Source organism: Bifidobacterium catenulatum DSM 16992 = JCM 1194 = LMG 11043 (assembly GCF_001025195.1).
Taxonomy (GTDB): domain Bacteria; phylum Actinomycetota; class Actinomycetes; order Actinomycetales; family Bifidobacteriaceae; genus Bifidobacterium; species Bifidobacterium catenulatum.
Genome location: NZ_AP012325.1, coordinates 1,998,621 through 2,016,784 on the forward strand (window position 1 = coordinate 1,998,621; position 18,164 = coordinate 2,016,784).

An 18,164-nucleotide genomic window follows, 5' to 3' on the forward strand; every position below is an offset into this window, starting at 1 on the left:
ACAAACGAATGCATCCCACGCACCTCCCATCTCACCAAAAGGATTAGGCAAGAGAGAAGCCCTTCAATCATTGACTTCACAAACGATAACGTCCGAAATCTTGCGCACTTTCGGACGTTATCTGGCGCGGAGGACGCATTTGCGCAGTTCGGAGGCGATGAGCACGATCATGGCAAGGCCCAAGCATTCGACCCATGCGCCGGCGCTGAGCGGTACCGTGCCGAAAGCGATGTTGAGGAACGGAATGTAGATCACCGCCAACTGCAGCACCGTGCTCAGTGCGAGCGCGCCCCATAGCCACTTGTTGGAGAACAGTCCGACGAACGCCGACTGCAAGTGCGAGCGCGAGGCAATCGCGTTCAGCATTTGGGCGAATACGAGAATCGTGAAGCCCATGGTGCGCGCTTCAGTCATTTGCGCGTCGTGGCCGATCGCATCGACGGAGCGGTCGGTGAACAGGCCTCCGGCCAAATGCATGTCCATGCCGATCAGGGTGACGGCCGCCATAATCACACCAATGAAAATGATGTCGCCCCACATTTCGGCGTCAATCACACGATCGGTGAGTTTGCGAGGTTTGCGTGCCATCACGTCATCGGTAGACGGGTCGACACCCATAGCGAGCGCGGGCGCAGCATCGGTGAGCAGGTTGATCCACAGCAGCTGCGTGGCGAGCAGCGGCACAATCACGCCTTGGCTGCCGGGCTGGGTGATGCCGAGGAATCCGGCGAGCATCACGCCGCCGAACACGGTGAACACTTCGCCCACATTGGAGCTCAGCAGGTAGCGCAGGAACTTGCGGATGTTGTCGAAAATGCCTCGTCCTTCGCGCACGGCTGCGACGATGGTGCTGAAGTTGTCGTCGGCGAGAATCATTTTCGCGCTTTGTTTGGTTACTTCAGTGCCGGTAATGCCCATGGCGACGCCGATATCGGCGGTTTTGACGGCAGGAGCGTCGTTCACGCCGTCGCCGGTCATGGCCACGATATTCCCTTGCCTCTGCAACGATTCGACGATTTTCAGCTTGTGTTCCGGCGCGACTCGCGCATAGACGGACACTTCACTGGTCACCTTGTCGAAGGCCGCTTCGTCGGGCAGTTCGTCAAGCTGACTGCCGGTCATGGCCTTGCCACCCTTGTCGATAATGCCCAAATCGGTGGCGATGCGAGCTGCGGTCAGCGGGTGGTCGCCGGTAATCATTACCGTACGGATGCCGGCGCGATGCGCTTCTGCCACGGAATCACGCACTTCCGTACGCGGCGGATCGATGATGCCGACCATACCGACCCAAATCAAATCATTCTCAAGCACATCGCTTTGTTCCGCAATATCGGCAACATGACCCGCGGAGTTCAGCATGACTCCTGGCACTTGTGCAAGCGAAGCGGTACCGAGCGGACGGTAGGCCTGACCCAACGTGCGGTACGCGTCGGAAGAAAGCTGTTCGACAGTCGCAAGAATCTGCTGACGATCACCTTCCGTAAGTGGACGAACGGCACCGCCGACCGCAATTCTGCTGCAATATCCAAGAAGCACATCGGGGGCACCCTTGGAGAAGACGGTCAAGCGGCCGGCATCGGTGTTGTCTCGCGCCACGATGGACATGCGCTTACGTTCAGAAGTGAAGGGGATTTCGCCGACGCGCTCATAGTTGGCATACTTGCGATTCGCCTTCACTTTTCGTGCTGCGACAATGAGTGAGACTTCGGTCGGGTCGCCGACCGCTTCCCACGTTACGTTTTCCGTATTGCCGGCAGAAGCGGCGACTTCGCGCAGTTCGCCGTCGTTTGCCAGCGCACCCACGGCAAGGGTTGCGACGGCTTCCGATTCGATAATCTCGCGTATTTGCGCATGTTCCATGGTCTGCGAATCAACCACCATGCGGCCTTCCGGCGCATAGCCGGTGCCCGTGAGCTGCACTTCACCGCTCGGTGTGACCACACGCTCCACGGTCATCTCATTGCGGGTGAGCGTACCGGTTTTGTCGGAGCAGATCACCGAAGCGGAACCGAGCGTTTCCACCGAATGCAGTTTCTTGACGATCGCATTGTGCATGGCCATGCGCTGCACGCCGAGCGCGAGCACTACCGTAAGAATCGCAGCCAAACCTTCCGGCACGGCCGCGACAGCCAGAGAAACGGCCAACAGTAGCGAATCGATTACATCGTGAACGTCTTGGAATCCTTCGGTAAGCGCGAGCGCGACCAGCACCACGACCGCAATGATGCATACCGCAATGCCGAGGATTTTGGAAACGTAGTTCATTTCCTTTTGCAGCGGGGTTTCGTCGTCTTCCGTGGCTTGCAGCAGGTCCGCGATTTTGCCGACCTGCGTGCCCATACCGGTGCTGGTTACGATGGCGCGGCCGGTGCCTTGCGTTACGGACGTGCCGTTGAACACCATGTTGGCGCGGTCGCCGAGGGCTTTCGCCTGTGCGAGGGTGTCGGTCTTTTTGCCGACGGGCACGCTTTCGCCGGTGAGGCTGGCTTCCGCGATGCGCAGGCTGGCGGCCGTAAAGAGGCGTCCGTCCGCGGAGACGGAGTCGCCTTCACCGAGCACGATGATGTCGCCGGGCACCACGTCAACCGTGTTGATGCGTTCGATTTGACCGTCACGCAGCACGTTGGTCTGCGGCGCGGTCATGCTGGAGAGCGCTTCGACGGCCGCTTCCGCCTTCGATTCCTGAATGTAGCCGAGCACCGCGTTGACGATGAGAATCAGCACGATGACGATGGCGTCGAACGGCAATGCTTCGCCACCTTCCGCACCTGGTACGGCGTTGGCCCGTTCTATGAACCATGCGACGAACGAAATGCCGGTTGCAGCCAACAGCAGGTAGACGAGGGGATCTTTGAATTGTTCGAGGAATTTCTTCCATTTTGGCACCGGTGGTGCGGATGCGAGTTCGTTCGGTCCGTACTTGTCGAGTCGCCGCTTGGCTTCCGCTTGGCTCAGGCCGGTATTCAAATCGACGCCAAGCGATTGCGCGACGGTTTGTGCATCGGCGAGCGACGGATCGACTTGCGTTTGCGTTGCGATATTCTTCGCTTGTTCGAAATTTCCCGAACTGGTCTCGCGGAATTGGGTGGATTGATCTTCCTTGCGATCAACCATGATGATCTCCTTGGGAGCGCCGCGGAGTAGTCAGCTCTCCCCTGCCGTTGCGATAGCACGAAAACCGCGGAAAATTGCGATTTTCGCAACCACTCGCTGAACTGGGCAATGCTGCGCGGTTGTGGACACCGGGCGTGTGCCATCGGTGCATTCCTGTCATTATTGCACACCATGCCCATTTTGCAAGACTGCCACACACCGTCTTTTGTCAAAAATTCGCAAATTCGTGAAACGTGTCGTGAAACATAATTCGCAATCTCACTTCAATCACATACCCAATCGATTGTTCCATCACAAGACAACATGGGTCGCAACGTCGCTACCATCTTTGTCGGAAAAATCGTGAGGTCACCAGATCAAAATCGTGTGGCAATTTGTTCAAATCGCGTGGCAAGACAGCCAAATCATGCGACCCATCCATCAAAATGGACGATGAGGAGGATTTTGTTGATGGCTTAAATTAGACAGATTGCCTAGAATGAGGGATAGGACTTCCGAAACGTTCGAGCGCAGTCGAACACATTCACACACGTCCGAACGTCACGAAGCAAGCTCTTCAAGGAAAGGGGCCATCATGAGCGACGCAATGAACAACCCGTATGCGAACAATCCGAATCAGAACGGCAGCAACGGACAGCAGCCGCAAGGTCAGCCGGAATACGGGGCATACGCGCCAAATCAGCAATCGCAAGGCCAACAACAGAACGGCAATCCCAACAATTCGAGCAATCCGTATCCGAGCGAGCCGCAGACCCCACGCTACTTTGACGGCCCCAACGCCAACCAAAACCCGAACCAGAACGGCTTCTTCTACGCGAGCTACACCACCGGCCAACCGTACGGACAGCAGAACAGCCAACCAGGAACCGGCAACGACAATTGGCAGCCAATCAGCCCGTTCAAACTTGCGGAGGAATGGCTGCCAAAGAAGGCGAAGAACGCGATCCGCGGCACCTACGCAATACTTGGCATCGCCGCCATCATCCTCGGCCTGGCACTGCTGATCTGGCCGGGAGCCACGCTGAAAGTCGCCGCAATCGCACTCGGCGCATACTTCGTGGTTTCCGGCGTGGTCCGCATTGTGACCGCAATTGTGGAACTCGGGCTTCCGGGCGGATGGCGCGTGCTTGACATTCTGATCGGTCTGATGCTGTCTGTCGGCGGTGTGGTCATGTTGAAGAACGCAGCGCTTTCCGGAGCCACGCTCGCGGTGCTCGTCACCATGGTGGTCGGCCTCGGCTGGATGTTGGAAGGCGTGATGGCGCTCGTGGAATCATGGCGCATGCCAAGCTCCGCATGGGCCGTGATTTACGCGCTGCTGTCGATTGTCGCCGGCTTCATCGTGCTGTTCTCCCCCATCAGCTCCACGACCTGGCTGATTCTGTTCGGCGGATGCGCGCTTGTGGTGATCGGCATCGTCGCAATCGTGCGCGCATTCATGTTCGGCAAACCCAATCGCAAGTAATTTTCACGGCGAAGGCCGTAAAGTCTGATTATCTCTGTTTTCCCAAGGGCACCAAGCAACAGCTCAGTGCCCTTTTTTCACGCCTATCATCGTCCGCTTTTCATATGTTGTTACTTTTTTTCAAGATTAGCCGATGATTTTACAAAAGAAGTGACGATCGTCGCATGACATCGATGGTTTGCCCGGCTTAGAATAAAGGCACAACAGAAGAACGAAGAAAAAAGATAAACACAATACAGACTTACGGCAGCGGCCAGAGGAATGACAAGAAGAAAAGACGCGCCGCCAAGCCAAGTGAAAGGAAACATCATGAAGAACAACACTTTCGACCAGATCATCAACTCCGACCTCGCCTCCATCGACCCGGGCTTCGGCCAGTTCGCACTCGCCAAGGCCTCTGCCGACCTGATGAAGAAGGTCCTCAACAAGTAAGACCGCTTCCTAGACGGAAGGCAAGGCGCAGGCGCGACAGCACCCCGCTCCTCTTCTTTCCAATCCTTAAATCACATAGCGGGAGGCCGCGGTTCCAAACGGAATCGCGGCCTCCCGCTTTTCACGTACGTCGGCTACACCTCCTCAGCAGCGAGATTACGGGCTGCGGCACGTTCGCGGGGAACGCGCGTCACATAGAAACCAATCGCCACAATCACGAACATCACCGTGCAGCAGGTCCACAGCACGTGGCTGCCGAACGCGTTCAGAATCCAACCTCCGACAAGCGGCGAGAACGCATTGGACAGCGACCACACCAGGTTGTACAGGCCCTGATACGTGCCGCGCACATCCTTTGGCGCGATGTTCGCCACCGTCGTGGCGGCAATCGGGAACGTGCCAAGCTCGCCGAGCGTCCACAACACGGTCGCAATCGCAAATGTCACCCATGAATCGGCGCCGATTTGGAACGCGTAACCAACCGCCGTGATGGACATGCCAAGCACCAGCACACGGGTGTTGCTCATCCGCTGAAACAACGCGATCGCTGGAATCTGCAGCAAGCACAGAATGCCACCGTTGATGGTCAGCAGGCTGGAATATTCGTCCGTGCCGAGCCCAATCTGCGTCATGGAGATCGGCAGGCCGCTGACGATCTGGTAATACGCCAGCGTGTACAGGAACATCAGCACCACCATCGACATGAGCGCTTTGTCGGCGCACGCGCGACGATAGCTACGCCATATGGAGAATTGCTGCGATTGGGTAGTTTGCGAAGTTTCAGAACGTTCCATAGGTTGTTTCACGCCGCGTTTCACAAACCGTCCGGCAACGCGCACACCCAATCCGGCTTCCTTGAAGAATACCATCATCAGCAACGTGGCGAACACCAGCACCGCCGCTTCCACATAGAACATCAGCGAATAGGAAATCTTGACAAGCTGGTTGGCGATGATCGGCCCGATCGCAAAACCGAAATTCACAGCCCAAGTCTGCAACGAATACGCGCGCTTCTGCTTACGGAACGGGACAACGTCGGAAACGTACGCCGCGACCGCGGGCGTCGGTACGGAGGAAATCACACCGTATATCAGCAACGCAATCGCCATAATCCAAGGATCGCCGATAAAAGCCAGCAAAACCAGCATCGCGGCGGAACCCAAGTTACCGATGACAATCATCGCAGGCCGCCCGAATCGGTCAGACAACGCGCCACCGTACAGGCAGCCGAAAATGCCACCGAAACCGTACATGGAAACGATGGTGCCGGCCACGCCCGCGCTCACATGCATGTCGGAAACAAGATACATGGAAAGGAACGATGTGACGAAACGGCCCATCCACAGGATGAGCAACGTGACCCACAAACCCCAGAACATGACGGGCAAACCAAAAATCTCTCTTCTTTTCTCCATTCCATCCATCATATCGGTTAGGAGCGAAGCAGCCGTTTTTCCCGGGGTGCTGGGACAATAGGCAGTTATGGCAATGAAAAAAGGACCGACCAAGGGGTCGGGTGGAAAGCATCGTAACTCGCTGAGGGGCAAGGGACCGACTCCCAAGGCCGAAGACCGAGTGTATCACAAGGCTTACAAGGAAAAGCAGGCCACTAATCGCCGTAAGATGGCGGATCCGCGGCTGGCAGCACGCCGCCGCGCGGCAAAGTTCAGCTCGGAATCCGATGATCTCGTCATCGGCCGCAATGCCGTGCTCGAGGCGCTGCGCTGTGGCGTGCCCGCAAGCACGCTGTATGTGGCCGCACGCATCGAACATGATGATCGCACGCGCGAAATCATTCGTCTCGCCGGCATTCATGGACTGAACCTCATGGAAGCTGACCGTTTGGAAATGGATCGTATCGCACGCTCCTCCAACCATCAGGGCGTGGTGATGAAGGCGCAGCCGTTCCAGTATTCCTCGCTCGCCGAGCTGGTGGAACGCGCTGACAAGAAGTCCCGCGCCATGGAAGCGGCCAACTCCACAAGCGCACGCATTGCGGCACGTCCGCTGTTCATCGCGCTTGACGGCGTTACCGATCCGCAGAACCTGGGCGCGGTCATCCGTTCCGCGGCCGCATTCGGCGCGAACGGCGTGATCCTACCGGAACGTCGCTCCGCTTCAGTCACCGCAGCCGCATGGAAGGTGTCCGCAGGAGCTGCCGCACACATGCCTGTCGCCCGCGTGGTGAACCTCACCAAAGCCATTGAAAGCCTGAAGGAACGCGGATACTACAGCGTCGGCCTCGACGGCGGCGGCGACGCCCTTGTTGGCGAAACCGGTTTCGAAACCGATCCGCTGGTTGTAGTGCTTGGTTCCGAAGGCAACGGCCTGAGCCGTCTTGTACGCGAGACATGCGATTCCATCGCCGGCATCCCAATGTCGAACATGGTCGAATCACTGAACGCTTCCGTCGCAGCAGGCATCACACTGTATTCCGTCGCACGCGCCCGTCGTGAGGCCGGTGCCGCCGCCAACGCGAAGTAATAACTCGCAAAGTAACAGCAAGCACAGCGAAACTGCGGAAGCAACCACAGCAAAGCAGCACGTCTGGAATGATTATGAGCGGATAGTCCATACGGATTATCCGCTCATTTGTTATGCAAGTCTGCACTTGGATTGATCCTGGGCTTACCGCAGACTCAGCATTGCCTTCGACTCGACTATCGTCTTGTCTCAGGGCGCACTAGCTGAGACTCCACTGGAGCCTCAGCTTTTCAGTGCGCCCATACGGCTGCGTCGGGATCGTCGTCGGGGTTGTAGCCATCGTCAGGATCGTCATAGGTGTATTCGTCGTCGACCACACCGGAATCAGCTTCAGCGTTCAGGGCGTCCACATCCTTCGTGGTGAGCTTGTACTGCGGAAGCACCTTGTCCACATAGCTTTTCACAGCCTCGGCCATCGGCACATCATGACCAGCACTCTCAGCCAAGAACCAACGGTGGTCAAGCACCTCATGGAAGAACTGCGCCGGTTCGATCTGCGAACGATATTCGCGCGGAATCATGCGTACGGTCGGTTCGAACACTTCACGCATCCAATCGGTAGCAACAATCTCAAGATCCTCACCATCACGCCATGTGGAAGCACGGTAGGCATCTAAATCGTTGAGAAGTCGACGAGCCTGATTCTCCTGCACATCAAGACCAGTCAAACGCAGCAGCTTACGATTCGCATAACCGGCATCGACCACACGCGGACGCACCAGCACGCGCTTGCCATCCTCAGCGGTCTTCATTTCCAGCTCATCCACATCAAAACCAAGCTCATTCAGCTTGTTGACGCGCTTCTCAATCTTCCACATCTCATCCGGACCGAACTTGTCGGTATCAGTCAGCGCACTCCACAGCGAATGATAACGATCCACCAAACGGTTACCGATCTCAATCTCATCAACATCGCTCGGCAGCAGCGAACCGGATGAAAGATCCATCAATTCGCCAATAATGTTCGTACGAGCCAAATCAACATCGTATTCACGCTGGCCTTCCGTCAGATTAATCTGCAGATCACCGGTTTCCGCATCAACCAAAAATGCGGAGAACGCGTAGGCATCACGCAGGAACAACACGTTCGACAGCGACACATCACCCCAATAGAAGCCGGCCAAATGCAAGCGCACTATCAGCACAGCCAGTGCGTCGATCAGTCGTTCCGCGGTATCTGGGCGCAGATTACGCGCGAACAGCGCACGATACGGCAGTGAGAACTTCAAATGCTTGGTAACAAGAATCGCTTCCAGCGGCTCGCCTTCACGGCTATGACGGCCCGTGACCACGGCGATCGGCTGCACGGTCGGCAGTTCCAGCTTCTGCAGGCGACGCAGCAGCTCGTATTCTCGTTCCGCCACATTACGCGTAATTTCCTTCATGGCGTACACTTCGTCGCCCACGTGCACGAAACGCACCACGTGCCTGGAAATACCACGCGGAAGATTGGCCAGCAGGTCTTCCGGCCAAGTAGCCAGCGGCTTTTCCCACGGCAGGGTGAACATCTTCGGATTCGAGCTTGCGGCGGTGATTTTCAACGCCTGCGGCTCCGGAGATGGTGCGGCCGGATCTTCGGCCTTCACGGAAGTTGCTTTCAGCACACGGGGATCCATCTGTGGCAATTCAAGAGATTCCATAAAACAACAATCTACCTGTTGACCTACCCGAAGAAGCAAGTATGGACGAATCCGTTTCACCTGCCGATATTGCATCCATCGATATGCGATGATCACCATTGAAATTCCAATATCGCATTTCATTTGAGGTCTCACCATTGCAATCTCAATGATGAAATCTCACTACAGGAAAACAAATCTCACTATTGCAGATACAACAAAAGAAGCCCCGCACCAACGCGGGGCTTCTCCAACGAGACGGTAAGAGAGGAAGAGTACGTCTCGTTTAATGGTTGACGGAAGTTCGCACTTCCGCCAAGTTTTTATTCAGCCACCCGCCAGCCACTTCTCGAAAGCAGCAATCGACGGTTGGTTACTCGGTATCAGCTCAGTTCAGACGCAGCTCGGTCGACGGAGCGAACAGGTGCATCTTGGACGGGTCGATCTTGATCTTGACGGTATCGCCGACCTTCGGGAGAGCACGCGGGTTCACGCGGATCGTGGTGAGCTTGTTCTGGTCGGACATCATGGTGGATGCCTCAGCAGCGGATCCATCGGTGATGATGTTGCCGTAGATGTAGCCGTCAGAGCCCAGATCCTCAACGTTCATGACCTTGAGGGAGAAGGCATTGGTGTCATCCGGGGCAGCCAGAGAAGCGTCTTCCGGACGGAAGCCGACAACGATCTGGTTGTTGTCTTCAGCGGTGAGCTTGTTGACAGCCTCGGCCGGCAGATCCACAGTGTCTTCGCCGATCTTTGCCTTGCCGTTGACCACCGGGTGGGTGTTGATGTTCATCGACGGAGAGCCGATGAAGCCAGCGACGAAGACGTTGGCCGGACGATCGTACAGCTCGGTCGGAGCGCCGACCTGCTGCAGGACGCCGAGCTTGATGACGGCGATGCGGTCGCCCATGGTCAGAGCTTCGGTCTGATCGTGGGTCACGTACAGGGTGGTGACACCCAGCTGGCGCTGCAGAGCAGCAATCTGGGTACGGGTCTGCACGCGGAGCTTGGCATCGAGGTTGGACAGAGGCTCATCCATGAGGAAGACCTTCGGCTCACGGACGATTGCACGGCCCATAGCCACGCGCTGACGCTGGCCACCGGACAGAGCCTTCGGCTTACGATCAAGGTACTCGGTCAGGTCGAGGATCTCAGCGGCCTTCTCGACGCGCTTGCGGATCTCTTCCTTCGGAGTGCCGGCGATCTTCAGGGCGAAGCCCATGTTGTCGGCCACGGTCATGTGCGGATACAGAGCGTAGTTCTGGAACACCATTGCGATGTCGCGGTCCTTCGGCTGCATCGTGGTGACGTCCTTACCACCGATGAGGATGCGGCCCTTGTTGACCTCTTCAAGGCCAGCGAGCATTCGCAGAGTAGTGGACTTGCCGCAGCCAGACGGGCCAACCAGCACCAGGAACTCGCCGTCCTTGATGTCCATATTCAAATCATCCACCGACGGCTTATCGTTGCCCGGGTAGATACGAGTAACATGGTCGAATACGACTTCTGCCATGATTTGTCATCCTTTCAGAGGCAGGTACGTGCCTCACGATCCGTTGTAAAGGGATTTCTTTCGGTGCCTCGCCTTGCGGCTTACAACTTCGACAAAGCCACAATTCAAAGCGTTAATTTATTTCTTTGGTTTAGCGAAGGTTCTCTTCGTCGAGCCACGTTCCATGATACATACAACGCTAAAACTGTCAATGCGTGTCGCGAGTCGCGCTGTTTGCCTCCGCTGGCAAAAGAGGATTAACGGCGTAGTAAATACACGCATTTATCGCCATCATGCAAGACAATGGTGCGGAGCGAAAGACAGAACGGGGAGGTTGCAATGCGCAATATTCGAATCGGCGTGGTCGAGGACGATCCCGCAAGCTGCCAACTGGTACTTGACTATCTCAACCGATATCAACAGGAAAATGGCGAGCAATTTACCGTTTCCGTATTCGACGACGGCGCACGAATCGTAGAAAAATATACCCCCGTTTATGATATCTTACTGCTCGACATCGAGATGAGCGAAATGGACGGCATGGCCGCCGCGAGACGCATCCGCGAGCGCGACGACAAAGTCGTGATCGTGTTCATCACCGCTGCCCCGCAATATGCAATCAGCGGGTATGAGGTGCGTGCGTTGTCGTACTTGCTTAAACCTCTACCGTGGTTCGCGTTTTCGCAGGAGCTCAAGAAATCGATCGACATGGTGCGACGCAATGGCGACGATTCCATGCTCATCGAAACCGGCAACGGACAGATGCGCCTGAATCTTGCCGACATTCTGTATCTTGAATCGATTCGGCACACCATCGTCATCCACACGCTGGAAGGCAAACTGTCGATCAACGGAACGCTCAAAGACATGGAAGCCAAGCTTGCCGACCATCATTTCTTCCGCTCGAATTCCTGCTATCTGGTGAATCTCAAGCATGTGACGGGCGTTGCCGACCAGGATTGCATAATGTCGAACGGTGAGCAGCTGCGCGTGAGCCGCCCACGCAAGAAGGCGTTCATGGCCGCACTTACCGATTATATGGGAGGTGGCAGGTGATCGGCGCAGCATTGCCGAATATGTTGGCCGGATTGACTGCAGGATTGGCGAACATACTCCCTACAACACCTTCGGCCACGATAACCGTGCTTTCGGCGCCGTCGATGACGCCGATTACCAACGCCCTGCCCGACATTCCTCGCTCATATACAGCGATCTGCGAATGGGCTGCCTGCATGGTGTATATCGCAGTGCTGTATCGGCGCGTTCCACTCCAGCGGTCGATCATCGTCAGCGCGGCCGGACTGCTGCTGCTGACTGCAGTGCAGTATTTTGACGGCAGTATGCCGATCTGGTTCTGGATTATCGGCATGCTGCTCGCATTCGCCTGCATGTATGCGACGATTCTGCTTGACGTTATTCTGACCGCGAAAGAACGCGCCTGCGCCGATCGCGGAATCACGTTCACCGCGGTCGCGGACGGATCGCTGTTAAGCGGCATGTCGTCGATGGATATCGCGTCGCTGTTCGGCAACGCGCTCGACAATGCGATCGAAGCGACGTCGAAACTGCCGAAACACGAACAGCGACTAATCAAACTTGCGTTATACGAGCAAAATCACTTTATTGTCATCCGTGTGGAAAATTATTACGATTCCCGGCTGAAGAAAGATGCGGAAGGCAATTTGCGCACCACCAAGCGCGACGACCAGCACCGGCACGGTTTCGGCGTGAAGTCAATTCGTCATATCGCGCAACAGTATGGCGGCGAAGTGACGATTCGCACCGAAGACCACTGGTTTGTGCTGACCGCGCTCATTCCGAAGAAAACCGGTCTTATGGCCATATGAAAAACCGCGCCTGAGTCATCTTCATTATCGGGCGCTCAACACCGGCCACCTGTACGCCAACCCCCTAGTCTACCGTCTAATGCACCCTTACATGCGCATTCTTCTTAATTAGCCTCTTTTTTCGCACTTTTCGATAGATGAACAGCAGCAAGCGGTCCACCCAAACGGCTTGCGACGAACGCACTGACCGCAACCGCGAAGCCAATGGGCACAAACAGATTAATCGGAGCATCCGCAAGTTCCATCACCAAACAAATCGCCATAAGCGGAGCCTGCTGGGACGCAGCCAACAACGCGCACGCACCCAGCAGAGCATACATGCCAATCGAATTCGTGTGGAACACCTGCATCCACAGAACACCAAGCAACGCACCCCCCGAAGCGCCGAGCGCAATACCCGGCTGCAACACACCTCCGGAAGCGCCGGAACGGATCGTCAACAGCGTGACAATCGCCTTCGCAAGGAATGAAACCAACAAAATCGGCAGCACAGCCAAATCAACGTCGGACGAGAAACTCAACTGCGCGGTGGCGCGACCATTGCCCATAACCTGCGGCACCCAAATCGCCACCACACCGGTCAGCAAGCCCGCGAGCGGCAGCATCCACAGAATGCCAACGCCCGACGGCTTGGATTTCTCAGCCCACTGCGAGCCGCGACGGAACAGCGCGCCGGCAGCGCCGAAAATCATGCCGGCAACCAGCGCGAACGCCATGTAATCGGAGGTAAACAAACCGTCGGTTTCACCGATCAAATAGAACGTATGCGTGCCCTTGACCAGCGACGCCACCCACGAAGCCAGCGCGGAACAGGCGAATGCGAGCGTCACCGTTTCGAGAGTTATATCGGCGAGCAGAATCTCGACCGCGAAAAACGTACCCGCAAGCGGCGCGTTATACACACCCGCAAGGCCAGCCGCAGCCGTGATTGCCACCAGCATACGGGTGTCTTTCGCATCAAGATGCACCCAACGCGCGAACCGTTGGCCGAACATCGCACCCAACTCGCGCGGTGCCACTTCTCGACCGATCGACATGCCCGTACCGACAATGAAAATCTGCAGCAGCACATGCACGACGGTCTGCCAAATCGGCATAATATCGCCATTTACCGCCTTTTTAACGGACGGTACTTTCGTACTGCGCGTACGCAACAGCCACCAAATCACGGCCGCGATGGCCGCACCCGCGGTCACGGAAATCAGTCGACGAATCACAGGAACGTTGAACGGGCCGGATTCCTGCGAATTCTCAACATAGCCGAGCGTAAGATGCTCGACGCCGTACAGCATCAACGTCAGCAGACCGGCGGCCGCACCAATGGCCACTCCCACAATCACCACCGCCGCAATCAGCGCCGGAATTCTGCCGATCTTTGGCTGCGTTCCTTGAGAATTCTGCAACTCCTGCGATTCCCGTGTTTTTTGCGATTCCCGCGATTCCCGCGCTCCTTGCACACCGTCTCCTTCGTTCAATCCACCCCCAATTGTCCCACCTGCCGCAGCGTTCATTTGTTACGCCCCGAGCGTGGCGATCGGCAGCACCAGAATGCCGTCATCACGACGGTATGCAATATCACCACGCCCGACAATAAACGTCATGAATTCAGGCTCACGAACTTGAGATAGAGGATTTCCGCACACTTTTTCTTTGAAAGCATGTAGTTTGTCCACATTTTTCTCCGTGACTTTCAAGTCGCTCAGCTTAATCTCCACCGCAGCCCAGCGACCATCCACCAATTCAAGAATCACATCAACTTCAAGACCTTTTTCATCCCGATAATATGCGATTCGATTCGCACCACCCATCGATTCGAGATATACGCGCAAATCACGAATCACCAATGTTTCAAACAAATCTCATACTGAATCAAAGACAATAATGATGACGCTCTCAGCTCATCCAGCACAACTCATTGCACATCATTTGATAGGGATTGCTGCGAGAGCTGCACTTTAGGTCATCGACTTTTAATCCCAAACGTCTGATATAAAGCGCCTGTCGACGGATAATCAAATCACGCATATCATTTCCACCGGTTCCAGGGTTACCTTCATTCGTGCGACTGGAAGTAACCTCAGAATCGGGGAGATTCACCATTTTCAGCACTCGAAACGCATTCACGCTTGAACCACTCTGCATATCGGATACGTGAACCAGTAATACTTGACTGCAGACAGCGAAGCCAGATATTGTGCTTGTTCCGGAGAGAATCGTTCGTCGCTCATGCTTACTTTTTTCACTTCATCGTGCAATCATCTGTATGGGATTTGCCGGCCGAATTGACGTCCCGTATGCGGCGCCTCATGCGCAATCTGAACAAAATGAACGCAACAAGTAACATGAGCCCCGCTGCCGCAGCAATGCTGCCTACGGCGGCACCCGTATGACCGATAAGGCCAGGATTGCCAGGCTCCTCGCTCGGGTTATTTTCGGGCGGGACAACAGGAGTTTCAGTGCTAAATTTCGGCTCTACTGTGATGTTGAGATCAGCGGATGTGTCTCCACTGCCAGGAATCGAGATGAGGAACGGATCACAGTCGTATGCTTTGTTGGCTTTCGCCGAGCTCGTGCGGGAGACCAGATATAGGCCGAGCGGCAGATTCTGGAAAGTGAGCTGACCAGCTACGTTAGTGGTGCCGGAATGCTGGTACAGCTTGTTTTTCGCCGCGTGCGTAGCGAGCTTCTTGGCAGCATCGTGATATTCACTTGATGTCAGGCGTTCCCAATCGGCAGTGAGCCCGGAAAAATCGCCGACGGTTTTATATGAGGAGACGCTACCATCATTGTTCGTTGTGACGGTGGCGACGCGCACGATGGAATAGGTATCGCCGACAAGCAATTTAGGCGAAGCCGTGTCTCGGTCCCATACGGCATTGATGGTGAGAGCGCCGAAAGAATTAGCTTGCGCATACGGCACCATAGAGCCGAAGGCTGCAAGAACAGTGAGGACGATAGTAACGGCGGCGGCAATCATGTCAGCAATGCGCGCCGCACCATATTCGCTTCCGCTATGCAGGTCTAACATGTCTGCCCGGTCCTTTCCGCCGTGATGAATGTGATTGGTTATTTGTACTGTCTGGCTGAGGAGGCAAGTCACCGTCCGGCTCGATATCCGCAGAGTCAGAATCACCAGATGCGACCTTGGCGCTCCCACTCTGCCGGCGTCGCCGCTCATGACGCTGCCATAAATGCCATGCGATGAGCAAGGCAATCAGTGCAAGAGACGGCAACAAGTACTGCAGCGGAACGTCCACGTGGAACGTGGATTTGGCGTCATCCTGCTGCTGCGGCGCGTATGGGATGCGATGGCCGCGCACCAGCAGCCGATGCGTATTGACCGCATACGGCGTACAAGTGATGAGCGTGACCAAATCCTTGCCGGGCTCAATTGCCAGTTGTTTGGTATTGGTCGGCAGAACGGTAGTGATCTTATCGACCTGATACGCATACGTGTCTTTAAGTATTGTGATGTAGAACTTGTCGCCTTTTTTCATAAGGTTCAAGTCCGTGAACAGTTTTGCCGTGGGCAAGCCCCGGTGGCCAGACAGCGCCGCATGCGTGGACGCGCCACCAACTGGCAGTGAGGTCTGTTTGAGATGTCCGATGCCGGATTGCAACACTTTCTCGGAAGTGCCGTGATAAATCGGCAAGGTCTCCTCGAGCTTAGGCACAGTGATGTATCCCATCATGCCGTCACCGTCAATATTGAGCAGACTGTTGTATTCCTCGTCCGTGGATGCGGAATTGACGGCACTGGCAAGAGCGTCGGTCTCTCCTGCATCGTTCTGGGCGAGCTTTTCGTTATAGGCGTGCGCAGCATCCAGCACCTTCTGGTACTGTTCCTGGCTCAATGCTTCAACGCTGGCGTCGTAGTTATTTACGGCGCGGCTGGCGTTGCGCATAATGAGGAAGTTGCTGATCGTCGGATAGAACAGAATGAGCATTCCACCGAGAATGACTAGTAAGGGTAGGATGTTGCGCAGTCGTTTCATCGAGCGTTCTTTTCGCGAGGAAACCGTGTTGTGGGCGTAGCGGGTGTGTGCCCTTCACGCCCAAAACACGGCCATGCTCGTCAGGCGTTCTTGCGCTTGAGAGTCCAGGCAACGCCGAGCGCGATGACCAGCACACCAATCACCGTGAAGGCGATGGTACCCATGCCACCAGTGCCAGGCAGGATAGCACCGGACTTGTTCTGGACCGGGATGACACCGTTCGATGCGGTCTGGTCGTAGTTGCTGCCATTGTTGTTGTTGTAGGTGATGGTGACGGTGGCATTCGTGGTGTCAGTGCCGTTGTTCTGGCCATTAACCTTCACGCCGATGGCGCTGGCGAGCTTGTTGTAGCCGGCCGGTGCTTTGGTCTCGGTGAGCGTGTACTCGCCGTTCTTCAGTCCCTGGAAGACAACCTTACCGCTTGCAGGAGTGATGATAGTCGTCGTCGCACCTTCCTCACCAGTCTTAGCTACACGGTATACAGCGTTCGTGGTACCGTCACCGGCACTGACTTGCACGAAGCTAATAGCGGTGCTGTCGGTGTCGTTCTTAGGTGCGAGTGTGAACTCAGCACCAGCAAGTCGGCGGGCTTTATCAGTATATTCGTCACCAGTGTACTTATCGACGGTGAAGCCATAAGTGAAGACGCGAACCTTGCTGGGTTCAGACTCACCGGTTTCATTGGTGCTCGGGTTGTTGGAGTACTGAATCTTTGCGGAGTTGGTGTTACCAGCACCGCCCACAACAGCATTCTCGTTCAGCGTGGCCGTGTAGGTGACGGTGATCTTCTTGCCGGCATTGGCCTGCTGCTTGGCCTTGAAGTCCTTCATGGCGACAGTAAGCGTATTGTCGGAGACCGTAGGAGTGGTGACGGTGTAGTCAGTGTTCACGGTCAGTGGATTAGTCACACCTTCGACCGTAACGGAAGTGACTTGTCCAAAGGTGAGGCCCTGAGACAACGTATCCTTGAAGTTGAAGGTGTAGGTGTCATAGGCGGACATGTCTGGAATGGTGGAGGTCAGGGTGAAGGTCAGGGTATCACCGATCTTCGCGTCAGTGGCGTCCTTACCAGTGCCGTCTACCTGTACCTTCTTGTCGACGGTAGGCAGGTCGCCCTTAATGTCGGTATTCACATTGGTGCTATCAACGGAAACTAGCGTGGCGTATTGACCACTGGCGTTGGCCAAGGTCGCACCCGGCACAGCGACCACGTAGTAGCCGTAGTCGAGATCAGTGAACGTCGCAGTGTAACTACCGTTCGTGGCATCGGCAGATACCATAGCGGTCGCGTCAGCCGTGATGCTGTTGGTCTTGGTCTGCGCCCAGTTCGATGCCTTGGTAGCGAAAGCAACCAAGTCTTCATCCTTCAGCTTGGATACGTAGTCGTTTGCTTTATCGTTGACGTTCTCGTCGGTAGCACCAGTTAGTCCGGAAGCAGTGGAGTTCTTGAAGAACGGCTTCCACTCGTCAGTCAACGTGTAGGAGACAGCCTTGCTGCCACCGTCACCGCTCACGGTGGCGGAGAACATCTTGTAGGCGTTCACGGTCTTACCGGCGAACTTCGCGTCAGTAGTGCTGACCGTCAGCGTGGCATTATCCGCTGCGTTGGCCGTGGCGACTGTCGTCGCAGCCAATCCAAATACGGTGGCAATCGCCGCGGCGGCAGCGAAAACCTTTTTCATCAGTGATTTCATTACTGTTCCTTTCTCTAAA

The 18,164-nt window shown here is 55.8% G+C and carries 14 protein-coding genes; 5 read left to right on the plus strand and 9 right to left on the minus strand.

Going from position 1 to position 18,164, the window contains the following annotated elements; genetic code table 11:
* Positions 1–117 precede the first annotated feature (117 nt).
* Complete coding sequence (locus BBCT_RS08325) at positions 118–3,114, minus strand: cation-translocating P-type ATPase (RefSeq protein ID WP_003835838.1); 2,997 nt, start codon at positions 3,112–3,114, stop codon at positions 118–120.
* 586 nt (positions 3,115–3,700) lie between these two features.
* Here BBCT_RS08325 and BBCT_RS08330 point away from each other — a divergent pair.
* Together BBCT_RS08330 and BBCT_RS09650 are read left to right on the plus strand one after the other, a co-directional pair.
* Positions 3,701–4,579, plus strand: a complete 879-nt coding sequence (locus tag BBCT_RS08330; protein ID WP_407921707.1) for an HdeD family acid-resistance protein — start codon at positions 3,701–3,703, stop codon at positions 4,577–4,579.
* A gap of 309 nt (positions 4,580–4,888) precedes the next feature.
* Complete coding sequence (locus BBCT_RS09650; protein WP_267471485.1) at positions 4,889–5,011, plus strand: hypothetical protein; 123 nt, start codon at positions 4,889–4,891, stop codon at positions 5,009–5,011.
* A gap of 134 nt (positions 5,012–5,145) precedes the next feature.
* On the opposite strand, the gene BBCT_RS08335 is transcribed toward BBCT_RS09650, so the two are convergent.
* Positions 5,146–6,426: an MDR family MFS transporter gene (locus BBCT_RS08335; RefSeq protein WP_033513031.1), complete on the minus strand. Its 1,281-nt coding sequence runs from the start codon at positions 6,424–6,426 to the stop codon at positions 5,146–5,148.
* A 67-nt stretch (positions 6,427–6,493) separates the two neighbouring features.
* Between BBCT_RS08335 and rlmB the strand changes: the two genes are divergently transcribed.
* Entirely contained in the window at positions 6,494–7,495 is a 1,002-nt protein-coding gene (rlmB, locus tag BBCT_RS08340) for a 23S rRNA (guanosine(2251)-2'-O)-methyltransferase RlmB (protein ID WP_003835826.1), read from the plus strand.
* A gap of 230 nt (positions 7,496–7,725) precedes the next feature.
* Here rlmB and BBCT_RS08345 read toward each other — a convergent pair whose 3' ends face one another.
* Complete coding sequence (locus BBCT_RS08345) at positions 7,726–9,135, minus strand: DUF4032 domain-containing protein (protein ID WP_033513033.1); 1,410 nt, start codon at positions 9,133–9,135, stop codon at positions 7,726–7,728.
* A gap of 367 nt (positions 9,136–9,502) precedes the next feature.
* Positions 9,503–10,630, minus strand: coding sequence for an ABC transporter ATP-binding protein (locus BBCT_RS08350; protein ID WP_003835822.1), 1,128 nt, complete (start codon positions 10,628–10,630; stop codon positions 9,503–9,505).
* 318 nt (positions 10,631–10,948) lie between these two features.
* Here BBCT_RS08350 and BBCT_RS08355 point away from each other — a divergent pair, with 318 nt between their 5' ends.
* Both BBCT_RS08355 and BBCT_RS08360 read left to right on the plus strand, forming a co-directional pair.
* The gene (locus tag BBCT_RS08355) at positions 10,949–11,665 is read left to right on the plus strand and encodes a LytR/AlgR family response regulator transcription factor (RefSeq protein ID WP_033513035.1); all 717 of its coding nucleotides are present in this window, start codon (positions 10,949–10,951) and stop codon (positions 11,663–11,665) included.
* 104 nt (positions 11,666–11,769) lie between these two features.
* The gene (locus tag BBCT_RS08360) at positions 11,770–12,456 is read left to right on the plus strand and encodes an ATP-binding protein (RefSeq protein WP_033513049.1); all 687 of its coding nucleotides are present in this window, start codon (positions 11,770–11,772) and stop codon (positions 12,454–12,456) included.
* A 104-nt stretch (positions 12,457–12,560) separates the two neighbouring features.
* Here BBCT_RS08360 and BBCT_RS08365 read toward each other — a convergent pair whose 3' ends face one another.
* The 5 genes from BBCT_RS08365 to BBCT_RS08385 form a co-directional block, all read right to left on the minus strand.
* Positions 12,561–13,967, minus strand: a complete 1,407-nt coding sequence (locus BBCT_RS08365) for a chloride channel protein (protein ID WP_003835814.1) — start codon at positions 13,965–13,967, stop codon at positions 12,561–12,563.
* Positions 13,968–13,970: 3 nt separating this feature from the next.
* Entirely contained in the window at positions 13,971–14,312 is a 342-nt protein-coding gene (locus BBCT_RS08370) for a DUF4143 domain-containing protein (protein WP_231858061.1), read from the minus strand.
* A 383-nt stretch (positions 14,313–14,695) separates the two neighbouring features.
* Positions 14,696–15,484: an isopeptide-forming domain-containing protein gene (locus BBCT_RS08375; RefSeq protein WP_003835811.1), complete on the minus strand. Its 789-nt coding sequence runs from the start codon at positions 15,482–15,484 to the stop codon at positions 14,696–14,698.
* Positions 15,468–16,451 carry a class C sortase gene (locus tag BBCT_RS08380; RefSeq protein WP_003835808.1) on the minus strand — a complete coding sequence of 328 codons (984 nt, stop codon included), beginning with the start codon at positions 16,449–16,451 and terminating at the stop codon, positions 15,468–15,470. The genes BBCT_RS08375 and BBCT_RS08380 overlap by 17 nt, the downstream gene beginning before the upstream one ends.
* An 80-nt stretch (positions 16,452–16,531) precedes the next feature.
* On the minus strand, positions 16,532–18,145 hold the full coding sequence (locus BBCT_RS08385) for a SpaH/EbpB family LPXTG-anchored major pilin (protein ID WP_033513041.1): 1,614 nt from the start codon (positions 18,143–18,145) through the stop codon (positions 16,532–16,534).
* Between the last annotated feature and the right edge of the window lie 19 nt (positions 18,146–18,164).

Coding starts and splice junctions, on each gene's coding strand:
- BBCT_RS08325 (WP_003835838.1), bottom strand. CDS start 3,114: ATGGTTGATCGCAAGGAAGATCAATCCACCCAATTCCGCGAGACCAGT.
- BBCT_RS08330 (WP_407921707.1), top strand. CDS start 3,701: ATGAACAACCCGTATGCGAACAATCCGAATCAGAACGGCAGCAACGGA.
- BBCT_RS09650 (WP_267471485.1), top strand. CDS start 4,889: ATGAAGAACAACACTTTCGACCAGATCATCAACTCCGACCTCGCCTCC.
- BBCT_RS08335 (WP_033513031.1), bottom strand. CDS start 6,426: ATGGAGAAAAGAAGAGAGATTTTTGGTTTGCCCGTCATGTTCTGGGGT.
- rlmB (WP_003835826.1), top strand. CDS start 6,494: ATGGCAATGAAAAAAGGACCGACCAAGGGGTCGGGTGGAAAGCATCGT.
- BBCT_RS08345 (WP_033513033.1), bottom strand. CDS start 9,135: ATGGAATCTCTTGAATTGCCACAGATGGATCCCCGTGTGCTGAAAGCA.
- BBCT_RS08350 (WP_003835822.1), bottom strand. CDS start 10,630: ATGGCAGAAGTCGTATTCGACCATGTTACTCGTATCTACCCGGGCAAC.
- BBCT_RS08355 (WP_033513035.1), top strand. CDS start 10,949: ATGCGCAATATTCGAATCGGCGTGGTCGAGGACGATCCCGCAAGCTGC.
- BBCT_RS08360 (WP_033513049.1), top strand. CDS start 11,770: ATGACGCCGATTACCAACGCCCTGCCCGACATTCCTCGCTCATATACA.
- BBCT_RS08365 (WP_003835814.1), bottom strand. CDS start 13,967: ATGAACGCTGCGGCAGGTGGGACAATTGGGGGTGGATTGAACGAAGGA.
- BBCT_RS08375 (WP_003835811.1), bottom strand. CDS start 15,484: ATGTTAGACCTGCATAGCGGAAGCGAATATGGTGCGGCGCGCATTGCT.
- BBCT_RS08380 (WP_003835808.1), bottom strand. CDS start 16,451: ATGAAACGACTGCGCAACATCCTACCCTTACTAGTCATTCTCGGTGGA.
- BBCT_RS08385 (WP_033513041.1), bottom strand. CDS start 18,145: ATGAAATCACTGATGAAAAAGGTTTTCGCTGCCGCCGCGGCGATTGCC.